This is a genomic window from Hymenobacter metallilatus (genome assembly GCF_003944705.1).
GTDB lineage: Bacteria > Bacteroidota > Bacteroidia > Cytophagales > Hymenobacteraceae > Hymenobacter > Hymenobacter metallilatus.
The window spans coordinates 88,043-106,017 of sequence record NZ_RWIS01000003.1 but is presented as its reverse complement, the minus strand read 5'-3'; the positions used below and the strand labels follow the sequence as shown (position 1 = coordinate 106,017).

The following is a 17,975-nucleotide window of genomic DNA, read 5'->3' as shown; positions in this document are numbered from 1 at the left end:
GCTTTTCTGACAAAGAATCCTGCAAGCTGATTTTACTGAGCCTGGCCGATCGGGTAGTAAGCCTTGCGGCCGTCGGGATACACACCTTCTACCAGGGCACCTTCCGTTTCCTTGGCGGCTTCGAGGTAGCGCTGCACATCCTGGGGCTTGCCCACTTTGTTCTTGTCGATGCGGGTGATGATGAACCCATCGGCAATGCCGGTTTCGCGGAAGTTGGAGTTACGGATGCCACTGATTTTGGCGCCGCCTTCAATTCCCAGCTTATTCAGTTCCTGGCGCGTTACCGGCGCCAGCGTAGCTCCCTCATACTTCAGGGCTGAAGCTACTTCCTCCCGGATAATATCGGTGGTGCCGGTGGAGTTGCGCAGGGTGGCGCTGGCCGTATTCTCGCGGCCGTCACGCAGGTAAGTAACTTTGATTTTGTCGCCGGGGCGGAAGCGGGCCACCTGCTCCTGCAGCTGCGAAGAGGTATTCACCTTGGACCCGTTGATTTCGGTGATGATGTCGCCTTCCCGCAGGCCGGCATCGGCGGCGGAGCTGTTTTTGCCCAGGCCCATTACGTACACGCCGTTCAGGGTATTGAGCTTTTTCTCGGAAGCCAATTGGGCATCTACCTCCCGGATCTGCACGCCCAGCAGGGCCCGCTGCACCACTTTATACTTCAGCAAGTCGTCTACCACCTTGCTCACAATGGAGCTGGGCACGGCAAACGAGTAGCCCACAAACGAGCCGGTTTGCGAGGCAATGGCCGAGTTGATGCCAATCAGGTCGCCGTTCAGGTTCACCAGCGCCCCGCCCGAGTTGCCGGGGTTCACCACGGCATCGGTCTGCAGGAACGATTCCACGCCCATGCCGTCTTCACGGCGCAGGATGTTGATGTTGCGGCCCTTGGCCGAAATGATACCGGCCGTTACGGTGGAGTTCAGGTTGAAGGGGTTGCCCACGGCCAGTACCCACTCCCCTACCTTCACCTGGTCGGAGTTGCCGTAGCGGATAAAGGGCAGGTTATCGGCCTTCACTTTCAGCAAGGCCAGGTCGGTAGTGGGGTCGGTACCTACCAGCTCCGCCTGGAACTTGCGCTTATCGTCCATCACCACCTCAATCTTATCGGCCTTATCAATCACGTGGTTGTTGGTGACGATGTAGCCATTGGCAGCAATGATAACGCCCGAGCCCGAGCCCTGCTGCGGCCCCTGCTGGCGGCCCCGGCCCTGGTACTGATCTATTTCATCCCCAAAAAACTGCCGCAGGAAGGGGTCCATGCGCGACATCTCGTCCTGGTTGTTTTTGGGAGCATATTCCGTCATTACGTGCACCACGGCCGGTGTAACGGAGGCAGCAGCAGCCGTAAAATTCAGGCCTTCGGGCACCGTGTAGGTACTGCTACGCAGCTCACTGGTGTAACGCACATTGGGGTCAGCGGCAATAGCCTGGGGCGAGTAGGCCCGTTCCGGCTCCAGCAGCTTGTACCCACCTACCGCCACGCCACCACCAAGAACGGCGGAACCGAGCAGGCCGAGCATCATTTGTTTTGCTTGCATGGGTAAGAAAAAGGTGAGGATGAAAAAAGTTGATGAGATGAAAATACAACGGAAACGTGAGCAGACCATGAGCGGCGCCCCAGTTACCCGGGCCACAGCATTGGTTTCACCCTTTCCTAACGCCAGATACCGCCTGAATGGTGTCCGGTTGCATGGCTGTTGAGGGTAGAAAAGCGCCCGTTGGTAGATTTTTTCACTCAGCAGGTACGCCAACCGGATACCTGGCTACCGTACGTAACAAAAAAGCACCGTTGCCGGTGCTTTTTTGGCGAGTTAGCGCACTTCTATCTGATGCTTGGTTACCTTCTTGCTGTCGAAGGGCAGCTGCAGGCGCAGGATGCCGTTGGTGAGTTCGGCCTCAATGGCCGTTACCTCCACCGTATCGGGCAGGCGGAAGCTGCGGGAGAAGCTGCCGTAACCCGACTCCACGCGGCGGAATTTCGGGGTCTGCTCATCCGTGCTTTCCGGAGCTTTACGCTCCCCACTGATGGTAAGCTGGCTGTCCTGGAAGTCGATTTTCACATCTTCCTTCGCCACCCCTGGGAGCAGCAAGTGCAGTTCAAACCCAGCGGGGCCTTCCAGCACGTCGGCCTGAGGAACAAAGGTTTTTACCGGCTCATTGAGAGCAGGCAGGGTGTCGCGCAGCATTTCACTGAGAACCGAATTGAAAGCGCGGGCGGGGCGGTTGTTATACAGCAGAGTTGCCATGGTAGTATGGAGTTTAAAGTTGAGAAGGAATGTCCGCCGCTACTGCGCGGACACCCTCTCTACCTATAAATCCTATACCAATCGACTTTTAATGACATTATGTCTTAATATTTTTATAATCAGATAACTATTTGTCACCTATCTACGAAAAAACGCCCCAAACGAGCTGCAGGGTGACAATTACCGAGCAAACGTTATCAGACAATATGACACTAATACTGCGTGGGCAGCTGCCGACGCTCAGCACTACCCGCGTTTTTGCCTAGCGTGATGCGCAAATCCAGCCCCACTGCTGGCTGCACGTAGCGGCTGTTACCGCCGGGTATCTTCACAGTACCATCGGCATTGTACTGGGGCAGGGCAATGCTGTAGCTGTTCTGCCAGGAAAACCAAGGCGTGAAATCGAAGCGGGGCGAGAGGCGCACACCTACTTCTCCGCGTAGCTCCGAGAAATCCAGGAATGGCTCTTTGGCTTCATTGGCGTCGCGCTGGAAGCGGAGGTAGGTTACAGGCTCCAGGGCCAGGCGCGGGCGCAGGGCTAGGCCACTGCTACCCAGCGGGAAAATCCGGTCTACGTCCAGGCGGAGGCTGGCCAGAAACCGGCCGGAATTCGCTACATCCAACGGCCAGGTGTAGCCAATAGCCAACCGTTGTCGAAAATTGACGCTACCGAGCGTATTCCAGTGCCGGCCGAAAACCTCGGGCAGCAAAAAGTGCGAGTAGCTTGCAGCGGAGTAGAATGAAGTTGTTTGCACGCGCTGCCCGTTCAATACTGCCCCCCAACTCCATTGGTCATTAAAAAAATGCTCATAGCCCAGCCGCAGGCCCTGCCCCGAAAAAAGCGGCGTAGCCTCCAGGTCGGTATCGAAATGCTGTAGGTTCAGGGCTCCAAACAGGTAGTCGTTGCCGCTGAGCGGCAGCTCCGCTTGCACCTGAGGCTGCAATACGGTAAACCCCTTGGTACGGCGCTGGGCCTGGACTGAGGAAGCGGAGAACAGCACGGCAACGGTTGCCAGCAACAGGGGATAAACACGCATCGGATATAAATTTTCTTGAAAACCAGGGTGAAGGGACGCCAGGTAGTGAACGGTTCGTTACTCTGCCAGCTCCCGCAGTGCCAGCCAGGCCATCAGCCCGGGGCCGGTTTGCAGGGCTTGAGCGTCGATATCGAAGGTGGGGGTGTGCACGGAGGACGTGAAGCGGCTGCTGCCGTCGGCGGCGGCGGTGCCTAGGCGGTAGAAGCAGGCGCTGGCGGCCTGGCTGAAATAGGCGAAGTCCTCGGCGGCCATCCACTGGTCCAGCTCCACCACGTTTTCGCGGCCCAGGTACTCCACGGCGGCCTGCTCGGTGCGGGCGGTGAGGGCAGGCTCGTTTTCCAGGTAGGGGTAGCCGCGGCGGATTTCCAGCTCACAGGTGGCACCCATGCTCTCGGCCAGCCCTTCGCAGAGGCGGCGCAGGTGCTCGTGGGCCTCGTTGCGCCACTCCTCGTTCAGGGTCCGGAACGTGCCTTCCAGGTACACCTCATTCGGAATGACGTTGGTAGCGCCCTGGGCAATGACTTTCCCGAACGACAGCACCGAGGGCAGCTTGGGGTTGGCGCGGCGGCTTACAATCTGCTGAGCGGCCACAATGATGTGGGCGGCCACCAGCACGGGGTCGATGTTCTGTTCGGGCATGGCCCCATGGCCCCCTTTGCCGCGCACGGTCAGGTACAGCTCGTCGGTGCTGGCCATGTAGCGGCCGGCGCGCAGGCCCACTTTGCCGGCCGGCAGGCGCGGAAACACGTGCTGGCCCAGTACGCTGGCCGGCTTGGGGTTTTCCAGCACGCCTTCCTCAATCATCAACGAAGCGCCGCCTGGCAGCAGCTCTTCGCCGGGCTGAAACATGAGCTTCACGGTGCCCTCAAACTCGTCTTTCAGCGCCACCAGAATACGGGCCACACCCAGCAGGGAAGCCGTGTGCACATCGTGGCCGCAGGCGTGCATCACGCCGGGGTTGGTTGATTTGTAGGGCACCTCATTCTGCTCTGTAATGGGTAGCGCGTCCATATCGGCACGCAGGGCTACGGTGCGCTTGCCCGGGCTGCGGCCTTCTACCAAGGCCACCACCCCGGTACCGGCAATGGGCTGCGGCTCCAGGCCCAGCTTGCGCAGCTGCCCCGTGACGAAGGCCATTGTGTTGTGCTCCTGGAACGACAGCTCCGGGTGGGCGTGCAGGTGCTGACGCAGGGCTACGGTATCGGCGGCAGCCTCGGCGGCCAGCATTTTGATGCGGGGTATCAGATGAAGCATAAGGCAAGGCTGCAGCTGCAGAACAAGTAAAAACGTAAACGACTACGCCGCACCGACTGGTACAAAAGCTCCCACCGGGCAGCCGGGCCGGCAGCAATTATTCGAACAGGACGCTGGGGTACGGGCGCACCGCCAGGAGCATGGGCCGGCCCAAGGTATTGGGATTAAACGCGGCCTCATCCTGCTCCAAAGAAAAGGATATACGGCTCACCAGCACGCAATCCGGAAACTCCAGATACTGGCCGCGTTTGTCGTTGTTGTAGCGGATACGGCCGCGCACAGCCACCGTAAAATCCAGCAGAATAGCCCGGGTGGCCTGGTGCACCAGCGTGACATCCACTACGCCGGCATGGGGCCAGAGCGTTACCAGCAGCTTCAGGCCGGCCTCGGCTACCTCAAACTGCAGGCCGCCGTTGTCGTTTTCAGTAGGAACCACTTCCAGCCCCTGTAACAGGTCCAGCTCATCCCACTGCAATTGGCGCATACTTGCCATACCGAAGGTGTATCGGCCCCACGCGGCCCAGCTGATTAATAGGCGGTCTTGTTGATGATAACCTGGGCCGATTCCAGCTCAGCTTTGGGCGCCAGCGGCCGGATGCGCAGCAGCGCCTGCTCCGCCTCCAGCCGGGTCAGGTAGTCGCCAACCCAGAGGCGGAAAATAGGCTGTTTGAAGGCCAGATAATCAGTTTCCTCGGGGTAGCGGCTGATAACGGCCCGGCGAATAGCCATAGCCTGATCTTTCTCCAGACCCACGTAGGCCAGAATGCGGTAGCCTTGAGCATACTTCACCTGCTGGTTAGTGTAGGCCTGGTCGCGCAGGCGCTGCTCTACCTGGGCATTTACCTGGTTGGTAGGCGTTATGGGGCGGGCGGGTGCCGCCGAAACCGTGGCAGATACCTTGGGAGCAGCAAATACCGGCCGGTAGCGGCTCAGGTCTTCGGCCGCGGGCGTGGTGGCTGGTACCGTAGTGGCTTTGCGCGTGGTATCAGGCGCAGTGGAGGCAGCCGGAGCAGCTGGCCCCGAACCGGCGCAGGCACCAAGTGAAAACAGGGCAGACAGCAGCAGCACGTTACGTAGCAGATGTTTCATGGGAAGATTCGGCCACTAAAGCCAGACTATTGGAGGAACCAATCCGGTCGGCGCCGGCCTGCACCAGCGCCAGGGCAAACGCCCGCTCCCGGATACCGCCCGAGGCTTTGATACGAATAGCCGCCGGCAACGATTGGCGCATCAGGGCAATATCGGCCACCGACGCGCCCCGGCTGGCGAAGCCGGTAGAAGTCTTTACGAAGTCGGCCCCGGCTTCTTCGCACAGGCGGCAGGCTGTTACAATTTCCTGCTCCGTCAGCAGGGCCGTTTCAATGATGACTTTGAGCAAGGCCCCACGCAGGTGGCACAGCTCGGTGAGCTGCCCGATTTCCTCCTCCACTTCTTCCAGCCGACCGGCCTTCAGCGCCCCCACGTTGATGACCATGTCCAGTTCGGTAGCGCCTTCGGCCAGCGCTTGGTGCGCCTCGAAGAACTTCACTTTAGCCAGGGAGTAGCCCAGCGGAAAGCCGATAACCGTACACACCGGCACGCCGGAGCCGTGCAGCTCCTCGGCCGCCAGCCGCACGTAGCAGGGCGGCACGCACACGCTGGCAAAACGGTAGTGGGCGGCTTCGGCGCAAAGCCGGGCAATCTGCTCCGGCGTGGCATCCGGCTTCAGCAGCGTATGGTCGATATAGGGGGCGAGGTTCACGAGGGCAAAGGTACGAGTAGCGCGCAGCTCTGCCTCGCGCATGAGCAAAGCGAGTAACATATGAGTAGCGCGCAGCTCTGCTTCGCGCACGAGCGAAGCGAGTTCCTGCGCGTGTGAACCATATGCCTGTTACTCGCTTCGCTCGTGCGCGAAGCAGAGCTGCGCGCTACAAAAAACCGCCCCGGCATAGGGCCGGGGCGGTTCAGTAATAGTCAACGAGATCCGTGTAATCCGAAAAATCCGTCTACATCCGTGATTTAGTCAATCAGCACGGCCCGGTCATTGAGCAGGTCGTCTTCCACTGATTTGAACTTCACGTCGCGCACGATGCGGCCGTCCATGTACTGCACGCTTACCTTCTCGTTGCGGTTGGCAATCTTCTGCGACTTGGCGGGCGTCTGCTTTTCCAGCACCTGGGTGCCGTCCTGCTCCAGGTCCTCGGGGCCGGCCCCAAGCGAAACCGACGAAACCTCTTTCTCCGCTTTCAGCTTGGGCTGGGGCGGGGCTACGGGCAGTTCGTCTTCGGTAAAGTACTCCGGCTCGTCGTAGCCATCCTGGCCGGGCTGCATGGGCACATCGGCGCGGAACAGGAACTGGATGGTGTCCTCGTTCACCTTGCTGATCATCTGCTTGAACAGCTCGAACGACTCGAACTTGTACACCAGCAGTGGGTCTTTCTGCTCGTACACGGCATTCTGCACCACCTGTTTCAGGTCGTCCATGGCGCGCAGGTGCTTGGTCCAGGCCTCGTCGATAACCGACAGCACCACTACTTTCTCCATGCCCCGGATGATTTCCTGACCCTGCGTGGCCTGCGCCCGGCGCAGGTTGGCTACGGCCTGAATCTGCTTGCGGCCGTCGGTGAAGGGAATGGCAATGTTCTCGTAGGGCGCATTCTGGCTCAGCAGGTCGTTGATCAGCGGCATGGAGTTATTGCCGATGAACTCGTTTTTGCTGTGGTAGTAGCCCAGCGCCTCGTCGTAGAGCTTCTGGGTAAGCGGGCCGGCGGCCATGCCGTTCAGGTCCTGGGCCGTCAGGTGGGTATCGTAACCAAACACCCGAATGATGGCCAACTTGAAATCCTCGAAGTCGTTGTTGCCTTTGTGGCCCACCACGATGTCCTCGCAGACGTCGTAGATCATGTTCCAGATGTCCAGCTCCAGCCGCTCGCCGTGCAAAGCGTTGCGGCGGCGCTTGTACACTACCTCGCGCTGGGCGTTCATTACGTCGTCGTACTCCAGCAGGCGCTTGCGGATGCCGAAGTTGTTTTCCTCCACTTTCTTCTGCGCCCGCTCAATGGAGCTGGTAATCATGGAGTGCTGAATCACCTCGCCTTCCTCCAGACCCATGCGGTCCATGAGCTTGGCAATGCGGTCGGAGCCGAACAGGCGCATCAGGTTGTCTTCCAGCGAAACGAAGAACTGCGAAGAGCCCGGGTCGCCCTGGCGACCGGCGCGGCCCCGCAGCTGGCGGTCAACGCGCCGCGACTCGTGGCGCTCGGTGCCGATGATGGCCAGCCCGCCCGATTCCTTGGAGGTTTCCTTCAGCTTGATGTCGGTACCACGGCCGGCCATGTTGGTGGCAATGGTTACGGTGCCGGGGTAGCCGGCGGCGGCCACAATTTCGGCTTCGCGCTGGTTCTGCTTGGCATTGAGAACTTGGTGCGGGATGTTGCGCAGCTTGAGCATGCGGCTCACCAGCTCCGAAATTTCCACGCTGGTCGTACCCACCAGCACCGGACGACCGGCTTTCACCAGCGTCTGGATTTCCTCGGCTACGGCGTTGTACTTCTCGCGCACCGTCTTGTACACCTTGTCGTGCTCGTCTTTGCGCTGAATGCCGCGGTTGGTGGGAATCACCACCACGTCGAGCTTGTAGATTTCCCAGAACTCGCCGGCCTCGGTTTCGGCCGTACCCGTCATGCCGCCCAGCTTGTGGTACATGCGGAAATAGTTCTGCAGGGTTACGGTGGCGTAGGTCTGGGTGGCGTCTTCCACGCGCACGTTTTCCTTGGCCTCAATGGCCTGGTGCAGGCCATCGGAGTAGCGGCGACCTTCCATTACGCGGCCGGTCTGCTCGTCCACAATCTTCACCTTGCCGTCGTCGGTGAGGATGTACTGGTCATCCTTCTCGAACAGGGTATAGGCTTTCAGCAGCTGGTTGATGGTGTGAATGCGCTCCGACTTCACCTGGAAGTCGTCCATCACTTTCTCCTTCCGGTGCAGCTTGTCTTCGCCGCTCAGGCTCTGATCCTTCTCAATGCTGGCCAGCTCCGAGCCGATATCGGGCATGATGAAGAAGCTGTGGTCTTCGCCCTCGCCGGTAATCAGGTCAACGCCCTTTTCAGTCAGCTCAATCTGGTTGTTTTTCTCGTCGATGGTGAAAAACAGCGGCTCATCGGCCTTGGGCATCTGGCGCTGGTTGTCCTGGAGGTAGTAGTTCTCCGTTTTCTGGAGCACGGCCCGCATGCCGGTTTCCGAGAGAAACTTGATGAGCGGCTTACTCTTGGGCAGGCCGCGGTGGGCGCGGAACAGCATCAGGCCGCCTTCGCCCTCCTTGGGGCCATCGTTGCCTTCCTTGATGAGCTTGCGGGCCTCCACCAGGTAGTTCTGCACCTGCTTTTTCTGGGCTTCTACCAGCTTCTGAATGCGGGGCTTGAGCTGGTAGAACTCGTGCACATCACCGCGGGGCACAGGGCCGGAGATGATGAGCGGGGTCCGGGCATCGTCAATCAGCACGGAGTCCACTTCGTCCACCATGGCGTAGTGGTGGCGGCGCTGCACCAGCTCCTCCGGGTCGCGGGCCATGTTGTCGCGCAGGTAATCGAAGCCGAACTCGTTGTTGGTGCCGTAGGTAATGTCGGCCAGGTAGGCTTTGCGGCGGGCGTCGGTGTTGGGCTGGTGCTTATCGATGCAGTCCACGGTAATGCCGTGGAACTCGAACAAGGGCGCATTCCACTCCGAGTCACGCTTAGCCAGGTAGTCGTTCACCGTTACCAGGTGCACGCCGCGCTTGGCCAGCGAGTTCAGGAAGGCCGGCAAAGTCGAAACCAGGGTTTTGCCCTCGCCGGTAGCCATTTCCGAAATCTTGCCCTGATGCAGCACCACGCCGCCGATAATCTGCACGTCGTAGTGAATCATGTCCCAGGTTACCTCGGCCCCGGCCGCCAGCCACTTATTGCTCCAGATGGCCAGGTCGCCCTCAATGCGCACGTTGGGCTTGCGGCGGGCGTACTCCCGGTCGTAGTCGGTAGCGGTAACCACCAGCTGGCCGTTTTGAGTATAGCGGCGGGCGGTTTCCTTGCAGATGGCAAAGGCCACCGGCAGCACTTCCATGAGCACTACTTCCAGCTCCTTGTTGCGCTGCTTTTCCAGCGTGTCAATCTGATCAAACAGCTCCTCCTTTTGCACGGCATCGAGCGAAGCGTCCTCATTTACGCGGGTGTGCAGGTTGGCAATCTGGTCGTCGATGGCTTTCAGGTGAGCATTAATGCGGGCCCGTACTTCGTCGGTGCGGGCGCGCAGCTCGTCGTCGCTGAGTTGTGCCAGTTTGGCATATTCGGCGTTTACAAGCGCCACATACGGTACAATCTCCTTCAAATCCCGCTCCGATTTGGAGCCGAAAATTTTGGCGACGGTTTTCCCTAGAAAATCAAACATGCTGGTTTACCTTAATTGAAACGCCGGGGCGCAACTCAAATTTACGGCGTTTTTCGGGAAACTCCCGGCTAGTTTGCCGCAAACACGTCGCCCTGGCCCCCAAAACGACAAACCCCGCACCTCAAAGAGTGTGCGGGGTTTGTCGTTTCGGATTTCTTGTCAGACGAACGGTGAAGTGGTGAGATGATGAGATGGTGAAATTGCAGACTAGTGAAAGAACGAAACCCCTGTCATTCTGAGCGCAGCGAAGGGCCTTATCACGCTGGACAATTCGTTATTCCGACAACCGTTCTAGCGTGATAAGGTCCTTCGCTGCGCTCAGGATGACAAGTACCTAATTACGCCAACCTCACCATTTCACTGCTACTCCTTGGCCGGGTCGCGGGGGACCAGCTTCTCCATGATGGAGGTGGAGCCGGTAATAGCGGGCTTTTTGGGCTTGAAGCTTTCCTCTTTCTCGGTGAGCTTCTTGTAGAGCGTGAGGGCTTGGGCCACTACCTGATCCATGTTGTAGTACTTATAAGTCGCTAGGCGACCCACGAAATGCACGTTGGGGGTCTCATCGGCCAGTTTCTTGTACTTGTTGTACAGCTCAGCATTTTCCAGGCGCGGTACGGGATAGTATGGGTCGCCTTCGGCTTTGGGGTACTCGTACACCAAGGCCGTTTTGGGGTGTTTCTGGCCGGTGAGGGCTTTGAACTCGGTGATGCGGGTGTAGAGGTTGTCGTTGGGGTAGTTCACTACCGGGGCGGCCAGGTGCTGCTCCACGTTCAGGGTTTCATGCTTGAACTCCAGGGAGCGGTAGGGCAGCTTGCCGTACTTGAAGTCGAAGTACTCGTCCACGGGGCCCGTAAAAATCATTTCCTTGAAGGGAATGAAGTCGATGATGTCGTGGTAGTCGGTGTTGAGCATCACCTTAATGTTGGGGTGGTCCAGCAGCCGCTCGAACATGCGGGTGTAGCCGTGCAGGGGCATGGCCTGATACGTGTCGGTGAAGTACCGGTCGTCGCGGTTGGTGCGAGTGGGTACGCGGCTCGTTACTGATTTGTCCAGCTCCGAGGGGTCGAGGCCCCACTGCTTACGGGTGTAGTTCTTGAAGAACTTCTCGTAGAGCTGGCGGCCTACTTTGCTCACCACAACATCTTCGGAGGTGCGGATAACGGGCACTTCCTCGGCTTGCGACTCAAAGAATTGTTCCACCTCGAAGCTGTTCAGCGAGAGGCCGTAGAGCTTATTAATGGTGTCCAGGTTAATGGGCATGGGCACCAGCTGTCCGTCCACGGAAGCCAATACGCGGTGCTCATACGGGCGCCACTCGGTGAAATTAGAGAGGTATTCGAATACCTCTTTGGAGTTGGTATGAAAGATATGCGGGCCGTATTTATGGACCAGGATGCCTTCCTCGTTATAGTGGTCGTAGGCATTGCCGGCAATGTGGCAGCGCTTGTCTACAATCAGCACTTTTTTGTTGGAGCGTGTGGCCAGCCGCTCGGCTAGCACACTACCGGCAAAACCGGCGCCCACGATGAGATAATCGAACATAACTAGCAGTGTTTGGGGAGAAAGGATAGGGGAAATGGGGCGGGTTGTGTGGTACTCGGAGCGGAGGGGGCAGAAAGCCACAATCAGTATTAGCGGGAAGCCGGTAGCTTGTGGCGTATGAGTGCTACCATCTGGTCCCAGGTCTGGTCCCAGCTGATGGTAGCCAGATACGCATCGGTGCGCTGGCGCCAATCAGCATCCTGGGTTTGCGTAAGGGCCCGCTCAATGGCCTCCCCGAATTCGGGGGCAGTAGCAGCAATCTGCACGAGGTCCAACTCGCCGTAGGGGCGTACCACGTCGCGGATGGGGGTGCTCACCACGGGTCGGCCAGCGGCCAGGTATTCCGGTGTTTTGGTGGGCGAGATGAATTTGGTGCTCTCGTTATCGGCAAAGAGCAGCGTGGCTACATCCCAACCCCGCAAATACGCTGGTAGTTCCTGATAGTCCTTACTGCCCAGGTAATGCACGTTCTGTTGGCGGGGCAGGGTAGCGGGGTCAATCTTCACCACCGGTCCAATAATGACAAACTGCCACTCCGGGTGGTTATCGGCCAGCTGACGCAGCAGCTCAATATCCAGCCGCTCATCAACCACACCAAAGAAGCCAATGCGCGGGTGCGCAATACCGGCCTGGTCCTGGGGCTCGGGCATGGGCTGCCGGGCCTGGCCAAAGTGGGCTTTATCGATGCTGCTGGGAAAAGGGTGCGCATTGGGGTGCTGCTGGCGCTTGGCCTCGTAGAGCGTGTGGCCACCCGTGAAAACGTACTCAGCTCGGCCAAACAACTCCTGCTCCCGCTCCCGTAAAGCAGGGGGCGCAAACTTGAAAGCGGCCAGCTCATCCATGCAGTCGTAGATGGTCAGGACGGGCGAGAACTGGCGCGACTTGCCCAGGGCCATGGGCGTGTAGTACCAGAAAATGTACTGCTGCAGCTCCTGCTCGGCGAAATACTGGCGGAGCACCTCATACTGAGCTTGGTCGGCCGCTTCCTCCTGGCTACGCAGCTGGCTGGGCAAGTGTACTACCAGCACTTTCAATCCGTGCTGGCGCTCCTTCACTTCCAAGTGGGGCTCAATCAGGTCGTCGATATGGAAGAAGGGCTCTTCCACGTAATACACCCGGCCGTGCTGGGCAAAGCGCGACATCAGGTGCTGGGGGCGCTGCCACACAAAGTCCCAGTGCAAATGGGCAAAGCACACCAGGTCGGGTAAAGGAGAATGTACGGGTTGGGCAGGGGCAGCGGGTTCAGATTGAGAAGTGGCAGAGGCACGCAGGGGCGGCTCCGCAGTTGTGGACAGCGGCATAGAGGGGCAGGAATGAGATGATAGGTACTATCCGGCAGCAACACGGGCCCACTAACCGAACGGGTATGTACTATACGCCCCCCTCTGCAAAAGGATATTGTCGAGCTTGAAAGCTGTTCTGGCTGTTGGTTACAGACCGTATTGCTGCCCGTGTTTCCGGGCCGTTACTCCGCCAGCAGCCGCTGAAACTCTACGGCATTCTGCCAGCCGGCTGCAGTGCGCAGCCACTGGTAGCGTACACCCACCTCCCGGAACCCGGCCGCCGCAAACAGGCGCAGACTGGCCTCATTATCGGCGGCCACGGTGCAGTGCAGCTGGTGAAGCCGTAGTACCTGCCGGGCATAGGGCAACAGCAGCGCCAAGGCCGCTTGGGCATAGCCCCGTTGCCGATGCGCAGCCAGCAGCGTAATGCCCACCCCGGCCCGCTGGTGCAGGGGCTCAAATCCAAAAATATCCAGCGTGCCCACGGCTGCACCGGTAGCCGCCTCCCCTATCACCAGCCGCAGCTGCCGCACCTCAAAAAAATCGGCGGCGGCGCTATCCAGGTACTGGCGCAGCACATGCCGCGACACGGGAGCCAGGGTGTCTGACACGCCCCACACTGCCGGATCATTTTCCAGCGCGTACAGAAACTCCAGGTCGTCGGCTTCCAGGGGGCGCAGAAAAATGAGGTCGGAACGGAGCATGAGCAAGGCAAATCAGGCGAAAAACACGTGTGGCACCCCAACTGCCAGCCGGACCGCTACAGTACTATGCACGGGCGGAGCCACCGGCACCCGCGCCCGCACCTGGCTACCAGCCGGCAGCAGCAGGTCTGCTTCAAAATAACTGCCCATAAACTGTACGGACAGCACCCGGGCCGGTACGCCGGGCTCCGTGGGCCCATGCACCTGCACTGCTTCAGGGCGGAGCAGCAACGTAGTACCCGGCAGCTTGCGGCGCGGGGCAGCCAGCAAGGCCCGCACATCGGAGCCCTGAGCCAGGCTGTAGTCGCCGAGCAAGGCGGCGGTATACTCGCTGGCGGGCTGCTGATACACCTGCTGCGGCGGCCCCTGCTGCACCAGGCGGCCCTTGTGGAGCACCAGCAACTCATCGGCCCAGGGCAGGGTATCCACCGAGTCGTGCGACACGAGCAGGCAGGTAATGGCCAACTCCTGCCCTACTTCCCGGACAATGCGCTGCATTTGCTGCTTATGGCTTCGGTCGAGGTTGGAGAAGGGCTCATCGAGCAGCAACAGCCGGGGCGCCGACAGCAGCAGCCGGGCCAGGGCCACGCGCTGCTGCTCGCCCCCGGAAAGCTGGTCGGTGCGGCGGCTCATAAGCTGGGTGATGCGGCAGATTTCGTACACGGCCCCGGCCTCGGCAGTGGCTTGTTTGTTGGCATAGCGCAGCACCTGCCCTACCCGCAATGAGTGCGGCAGCTCCGACTTTTGCGACAGGTAGAGGATGCCCGGATGGCCTGGCACCAACACTTCCTGGGGGCCCTTCACGCGCCGTCCCGCAAAGCATATTTCACCACCGCTCGGTTGTACCAGCCCGGCTATGCATTGCAGCAAGGTGCTTTTACCCGCCCCCGATTCGCCAACCAGCGCCAGCCGCTGGCCGGGCTGCTGCCGGAAGCTGATGTTCTGCAATGCCACCGCCCCCCGCTCTTCCAGACTCAGGTCCGTAACGGTCAGAAATTCTTCGGAATCGGGCATGGCAGGAGAATATACAGACGTAGCGTAGCGCAAAGCCCTTGCTTCGCGCTACGGCCCTATACGGTGATGGTGCCGCTGAATACCCGCTGAGCGGGGCCGCTCAGGAATACGTTGGTAAAAGACCCATCGGGGCGGGCGTCGAAAGCTACGTGCAGGTCGCCGCCGGGGGTACGCAGGTGCACGGGGCTGGTAGCCCCACGCCGGCTGGCAGCCAGGGCCACCGCCGTTACGCCCGTGCCGCAGCTTAGGGTTTCATCTTCCACGCCCCGCTCGTAGGTGCGTACCTGCCAGGGCTGGCCGGGCGTAGCGGGTCCTTCCACAAAGTTCACGTTGGTACCTTTCTCCCGAAACCGCTCGTTGTAGCGTATCGCACGGCCTTCGGCAAATACGTTCAGCTCGGCCAGGGTGCTGGCAGGCTGAAAGCGCACCAGGTGAGGAGAGCCGGTGTCCAGAAACACGCCGTACTCTTCTACCTCCTGCTGACCCAGCACATCCTGCATACGCAGGTGCACGGTGCCATCGGCATCGATGCGAGCTTCGTGGGAGCCATCGGCAGCCATAAAGATGGTATGCGTACCAATGAGGCCTAGCTCCTGGGCAAACGCCACGGCGCAGCGGCTTCCATTGCCGCACAAGGAACCGAGGTAGCCATCAGCATTAAAATACACCATCTCAAAATCGTGCTGCTGATGCAGCCGAATCAGGATCAACCCATCGGCCCCAATACCGCGCCGCCGGTCGCACAGCAGGCGCACCAGGTGGTAATCGGCCTCATTGAACCGCTGCTCCCGGTCATCAAGCATCACGAAGTCGTTGCCGGTGCCTTGGTATTTGAAAAAAGAAAGCGTATTCATAGCTACAGATTAACGAAGCAAAGATGCGTAACTGCAGCCTGACAACCGCATACCCTTTGGTCTGTGAACAGATTCAGGCGCTCAATGCTTTTCGCAGCAGGGCTATCTGGCCGGTGTGGTACTGGTTATGCTGCACCAATCCATGCAGCAACACGTAATAGGAGCCCGGAGTGCCCGCCGGGTATTCCGGCAGGGGCCTGGGGCTACGGTCCAGGTCGGCATCGGTGAGCGAGGCCACGGCAGCCAGCAGTTGCTCATGCGCCTGCCTAAGCCGAAGCAGCGCCTGTTGCCAGGCCGCTTCGGTGGCCTCGGCGGGAACATCCGGCCAGTTTTCGGCTTCCGAAGGACCAATGAGCGAGTGGGTAAGCAGCCGCTGCCGCCCTACTTGCAGCCAGGTAGTGAGGTGCAGCACCAGCTCCCAGATGCGGTGCGCGCCGGCCAGCGGGCGGGCAGCCGCCTGCTCGGCCGTAATGCCAGCCAGGGTGGCCAGCAGGTTGGGGCCCGACCAGGCGTCGCCCTCGAAGGCGCGCTGCAGCTGGTCCAGTAGTCGGTTGATTTCGCTCATGTTGAGAGGGTAGGCAAGGTGTAGGGCTTGTACGACACCGGCCAGAACTTTGCCATACCGTACCTTTGCCCGCCTGCCTTAGCAGGCAGTATACCCGCAGTTCTATGTACACGTTTCTGACTACCAGCCCCTGGACCGATTACGAGCTGATTGATGCCGGCAATTTTGAGAAGCTGGAGCGCTTCGGCAAGCACATTCTGGCCCGGCCCGAGCCCCAGGCCATCTGGGACCCGCACCTGCCCGCCTCGGAATGGCAGCGGGCCAACGCCATTTTCACCCGCGAAAAAGGTAGCCAGGAACGAGGCCAGTGGAAAATTAAAGCAGGCACGCCCGAACAATGGATAATTGGCTACGAGCGGCCCGAGGGACTGAAGCTGCGGTTCCGGCTGGGCATGTCATCCTTCAAGCACGTGGGCCTGTTTCCGGAGCAGGACCCCAACTGGCAGTTCATCTACAACCAGACGCGCCAGCGCAAAGCCGCCCAGCCGCGCGTGCTGAACCTGTTTGCCTACACCGGAGCCGCTACTCTGGCCGCCCGGGCCGCCGGAGCCGACGTCACCCACCTCGACTCGGTGAAGCAGGTGAACTTCTGGGCCCGCGACAATATGGAGGCTTCCGGCCTGGATGGGGTGCGCTGGCTGGTAGAAGATGCCATGAAGTACGTGCGACGCGAAGTAAAGCGTGGCTCCAAGTACCAGGGCCTCATCCTGGACCCACCCGCCTACGGCCGGGGCCCCAACGGCGAGAAATGGCAGCTGGAGGACGAGTTGAACGAAATGCTCAAGCTCTGCAAAGAGCTGCTCGACCCCGAAGACCACTTTTTCCTTATCAATCTGTATTCCCTCGGCTTCTCAGCCCTGATTCTGGAAAACCTGGTACACGAAATCTTTCCGGCAGCGCGCCAACACCGCGAAATAGGCGAGATTTACCTGCACGACCGGGCTGCCCGTAAGCTGCCGCTTGGTACGTTTTGCCGGTTTGCCACCTGATTAGTTGCCCGTTGCTGGTTGCTGGTTGTCAGTGTCGTTCTAACAATCAACCCCAGTAATGCATAACCAGCAACTGATAACTGACAACGAACAACTGCTATGCGCCACCGCCGCCTTGCCCTTATTGATATGGGCACCAATACGTTTCATCTGCTGATTGTGGAAATGCCCGAAGCCCGGCACGCGCAGCCCATTACCCTGCTGCGCACTAAAGTGGGCGTTCGGCTGGGGGAGGGCGGCATCAGTCAGGGGCGCATTGCGCAGGCGCCTTACGAGCGGGCGTTGCATGCCCTGGCCGGTTTTAAGGAGGAAATGGAGCTGCACCAGGTAACGGATGTACGTGCTACGGCCACCAGCGCCATGCGGGTTTCGCAGAACGGCCCGGCACTGGTGCAGGATATTTTCGAGCAGACCGGCATCCGGGTGGAGGTAATTGGTGGGGAGCGGGAAGCTGAGCTAATTGCCAAAGGAGTACGGCAGGCGGTACCGCTCGGCCCGGAGCCCCACCTGATTCTGGATATTGGCGGCGGCTCGGTGGAGTTTATTATTGCCAACGACAGCCAGATTTTCTGGAAGCAAAGCTTCGAAATTGGGGCGCAACGACTACTAGACAGGTTTTTCCCGGACCCCAGCGGGATTTTTCCTCCCGAGGCGGTGGCCGCTGAACAGGAGTATCTGCGGGAGGTACTGGCTCCGCTGTCGGCAGCCGTGCAGCAGCACCGGCCGGTAGGGCTGGTGGGCGCCTCGGGGTCTTTCGACAGCTTGGCCGATATGCAGATCGGGCGCCTGCGCAGGGAGGCGGAGCTGCCCCCCTCCTCCGAGCTGACGCTGGAGAGCTTCCGCCGCAGCTACGGGCAACTGCTGAGCCTCACCCACGAGCAACGCACGGCCCTGCCCGGCATTCTGCCCATGCGCGCCGATATGCTGGTGGTAGCATCGGTGCTGATTGAGCTGGTTCTGCAGCTCACCGGCATCACGCACATGCGCACCTCAGCCTATGCCCTCAAAGAAGGGCTGCTGGCCGAAATGCTGGCGGGCTCAGCTGCAGAGTAACCTGTCATTCCGTAGTTCCCCGGAGGCTTCC

General features: G+C 59.9%; 16 protein-coding genes. 2 read left to right on the top strand and 14 right to left on the bottom strand.

Annotation, left to right across the window (positions count from 1 at the left end; all coding sequences use genetic code 11):
• Positions 1-32: 32 nt before the first annotated feature.
• The 14 genes from EI290_RS06005 to EI290_RS05940 all read right to left on the bottom strand — a co-directional run bounded on the left by EI290_RS06005 (position 33) and on the right by EI290_RS05940 (position 15,902).
• Positions 33-1,541 carry a Do family serine endopeptidase gene (locus tag EI290_RS06005; RefSeq protein ID WP_246008870.1) on the bottom strand — a complete coding sequence of 503 codons (1,509 nt, stop codon included), beginning with the start codon at positions 1,539-1,541 and terminating at the stop codon, positions 33-35.
• A gap of 273 nt (positions 1,542-1,814) precedes the next feature.
• Entirely contained in the window at positions 1,815-2,249 is a 435-nt protein-coding gene (locus tag EI290_RS06000; RefSeq protein ID WP_125427727.1) for an Hsp20/alpha crystallin family protein, read from the bottom strand.
• 212 nt (positions 2,250-2,461) lie between these two features.
• Entirely contained in the window at positions 2,462-3,286 is an 825-nt protein-coding gene (locus EI290_RS05995; protein WP_125427725.1) for a hypothetical protein, read from the bottom strand.
• Between the two features lie 57 nt (positions 3,287-3,343).
• Positions 3,344-4,540, bottom strand: coding sequence for a M20 metallopeptidase family protein (locus tag EI290_RS05990; protein ID WP_125427723.1), 1,197 nt, complete (start codon positions 4,538-4,540; stop codon positions 3,344-3,346).
• A gap of 97 nt (positions 4,541-4,637) precedes the next feature.
• On the bottom strand, positions 4,638-5,024 hold the full coding sequence (locus EI290_RS05985; RefSeq protein WP_125427721.1) for a hypothetical protein: 387 nt from the start codon (positions 5,022-5,024) through the stop codon (positions 4,638-4,640).
• Between the two features lie 44 nt (positions 5,025-5,068).
• The gene (locus EI290_RS05980) at positions 5,069-5,629 is read right to left on the bottom strand and encodes a sporulation protein (RefSeq protein ID WP_125427719.1); all 561 of its coding nucleotides are present in this window, start codon (positions 5,627-5,629) and stop codon (positions 5,069-5,071) included.
• On the bottom strand, positions 5,610-6,341 hold the full coding sequence (deoC, locus tag EI290_RS05975; RefSeq protein WP_246008869.1) for a deoxyribose-phosphate aldolase: 732 nt from the start codon (positions 6,339-6,341) through the stop codon (positions 5,610-5,612). Before deoC ends, EI290_RS05980 begins: the two co-directional genes overlap by 20 nt.
• A 197-nt stretch (positions 6,342-6,538) precedes the next feature.
• Positions 6,539-9,940, bottom strand: coding sequence for a preprotein translocase subunit SecA (gene secA / locus EI290_RS05970; RefSeq protein WP_125427717.1), 3,402 nt, complete (start codon positions 9,938-9,940; stop codon positions 6,539-6,541).
• 363 nt (positions 9,941-10,303) lie between these two features.
• On the bottom strand, positions 10,304-11,482 hold the full coding sequence (gene glf, locus EI290_RS05965) for a UDP-galactopyranose mutase (RefSeq protein WP_125427715.1): 1,179 nt from the start codon (positions 11,480-11,482) through the stop codon (positions 10,304-10,306).
• Positions 11,483-11,571: 89 nt separating this feature from the next.
• A complete protein-coding gene (locus tag EI290_RS05960; protein ID WP_125427713.1) occupies positions 11,572-12,783 on the bottom strand; it encodes a glycosyltransferase family 1 protein in 1,212 nt (403 codons plus the stop codon).
• Between the two features lie 164 nt (positions 12,784-12,947).
• Complete coding sequence (locus EI290_RS05955; protein WP_125427711.1) at positions 12,948-13,469, bottom strand: GNAT family N-acetyltransferase; 522 nt, start codon at positions 13,467-13,469, stop codon at positions 12,948-12,950.
• Between the two features lie 12 nt (positions 13,470-13,481).
• Complete coding sequence (locus EI290_RS05950; RefSeq protein WP_125427709.1) at positions 13,482-14,483, bottom strand: ABC transporter ATP-binding protein; 1,002 nt, start codon at positions 14,481-14,483, stop codon at positions 13,482-13,484.
• Between the two features lie 56 nt (positions 14,484-14,539).
• Positions 14,540-15,337, bottom strand: a complete 798-nt coding sequence (dapF, locus tag EI290_RS05945; RefSeq protein WP_125427707.1) for a diaminopimelate epimerase — start codon at positions 15,335-15,337, stop codon at positions 14,540-14,542.
• 73 nt (positions 15,338-15,410) lie between these two features.
• Positions 15,411-15,902, bottom strand: coding sequence for a DinB family protein (locus EI290_RS05940; RefSeq protein ID WP_125427706.1), 492 nt, complete (start codon positions 15,900-15,902; stop codon positions 15,411-15,413).
• Positions 15,903-16,006: 104 nt separating this feature from the next.
• On the opposite strand from EI290_RS05940, the gene EI290_RS05935 reads away from it, so the two are divergent.
• Complete coding sequence (locus EI290_RS05935; RefSeq protein ID WP_125427704.1) at positions 16,007-16,891, top strand: class I SAM-dependent methyltransferase; 885 nt, start codon at positions 16,007-16,009, stop codon at positions 16,889-16,891.
• A gap of 99 nt (positions 16,892-16,990) precedes the next feature.
• Entirely contained in the window at positions 16,991-17,944 is a 954-nt protein-coding gene (locus EI290_RS05930) for a Ppx/GppA phosphatase family protein (RefSeq protein WP_125427702.1), read from the top strand.
• Positions 17,945-17,975: the final 31 nt, after the last annotated feature.

Coding starts and splice junctions, on each gene's coding strand:
- secA (WP_125427717.1), bottom strand. CDS start 9,940: ATGTTTGATTTTCTAGGGAAAACCGTCGCCAAAATTTTCGGCTCCAAA.
- EI290_RS06005 (WP_246008870.1), bottom strand. CDS start 1,541: ATGCAAGCAAAACAAATGATGCTCGGCCTGCTCGGTTCCGCCGTTCTT.
- EI290_RS06000 (WP_125427727.1), bottom strand. CDS start 2,249: ATGGCAACTCTGCTGTATAACAACCGCCCCGCCCGCGCTTTCAATTCG.
- EI290_RS05940 (WP_125427706.1), bottom strand. CDS start 15,902: ATGAGCGAAATCAACCGACTACTGGACCAGCTGCAGCGCGCCTTCGAG.
- dapF (WP_125427707.1), bottom strand. CDS start 15,337: ATGAATACGCTTTCTTTTTTCAAATACCAAGGCACCGGCAACGACTTC.
- EI290_RS05960 (WP_125427713.1), bottom strand. CDS start 12,783: ATGCCGCTGTCCACAACTGCGGAGCCGCCCCTGCGTGCCTCTGCCACT.
- glf (WP_125427715.1), bottom strand. CDS start 11,482: ATGTTCGATTATCTCATCGTGGGCGCCGGTTTTGCCGGTAGTGTGCTA.
- EI290_RS05935 (WP_125427704.1), top strand. CDS start 16,007: ATGTACACGTTTCTGACTACCAGCCCCTGGACCGATTACGAGCTGATT.
- deoC (WP_246008869.1), bottom strand. CDS start 6,341: ATGTTACTCGCTTTGCTCATGCGCGAGGCAGAGCTGCGCGCTACTCGT.
- EI290_RS05950 (WP_125427709.1), bottom strand. CDS start 14,483: ATGCCCGATTCCGAAGAATTTCTGACCGTTACGGACCTGAGTCTGGAA.
- EI290_RS05995 (WP_125427725.1), bottom strand. CDS start 3,286: ATGCGTGTTTATCCCCTGTTGCTGGCAACCGTTGCCGTGCTGTTCTCC.
- EI290_RS05930 (WP_125427702.1), top strand. CDS start 16,991: ATGCGCCACCGCCGCCTTGCCCTTATTGATATGGGCACCAATACGTTT.
- EI290_RS05990 (WP_125427723.1), bottom strand. CDS start 4,540: ATGCTTCATCTGATACCCCGCATCAAAATGCTGGCCGCCGAGGCTGCC.
- EI290_RS05955 (WP_125427711.1), bottom strand. CDS start 13,469: ATGCTCCGTTCCGACCTCATTTTTCTGCGCCCCCTGGAAGCCGACGAC.
- EI290_RS05980 (WP_125427719.1), bottom strand. CDS start 5,629: ATGAAACATCTGCTACGTAACGTGCTGCTGCTGTCTGCCCTGTTTTCA.
- EI290_RS05985 (WP_125427721.1), bottom strand. CDS start 5,024: ATGCGCCAATTGCAGTGGGATGAGCTGGACCTGTTACAGGGGCTGGAA.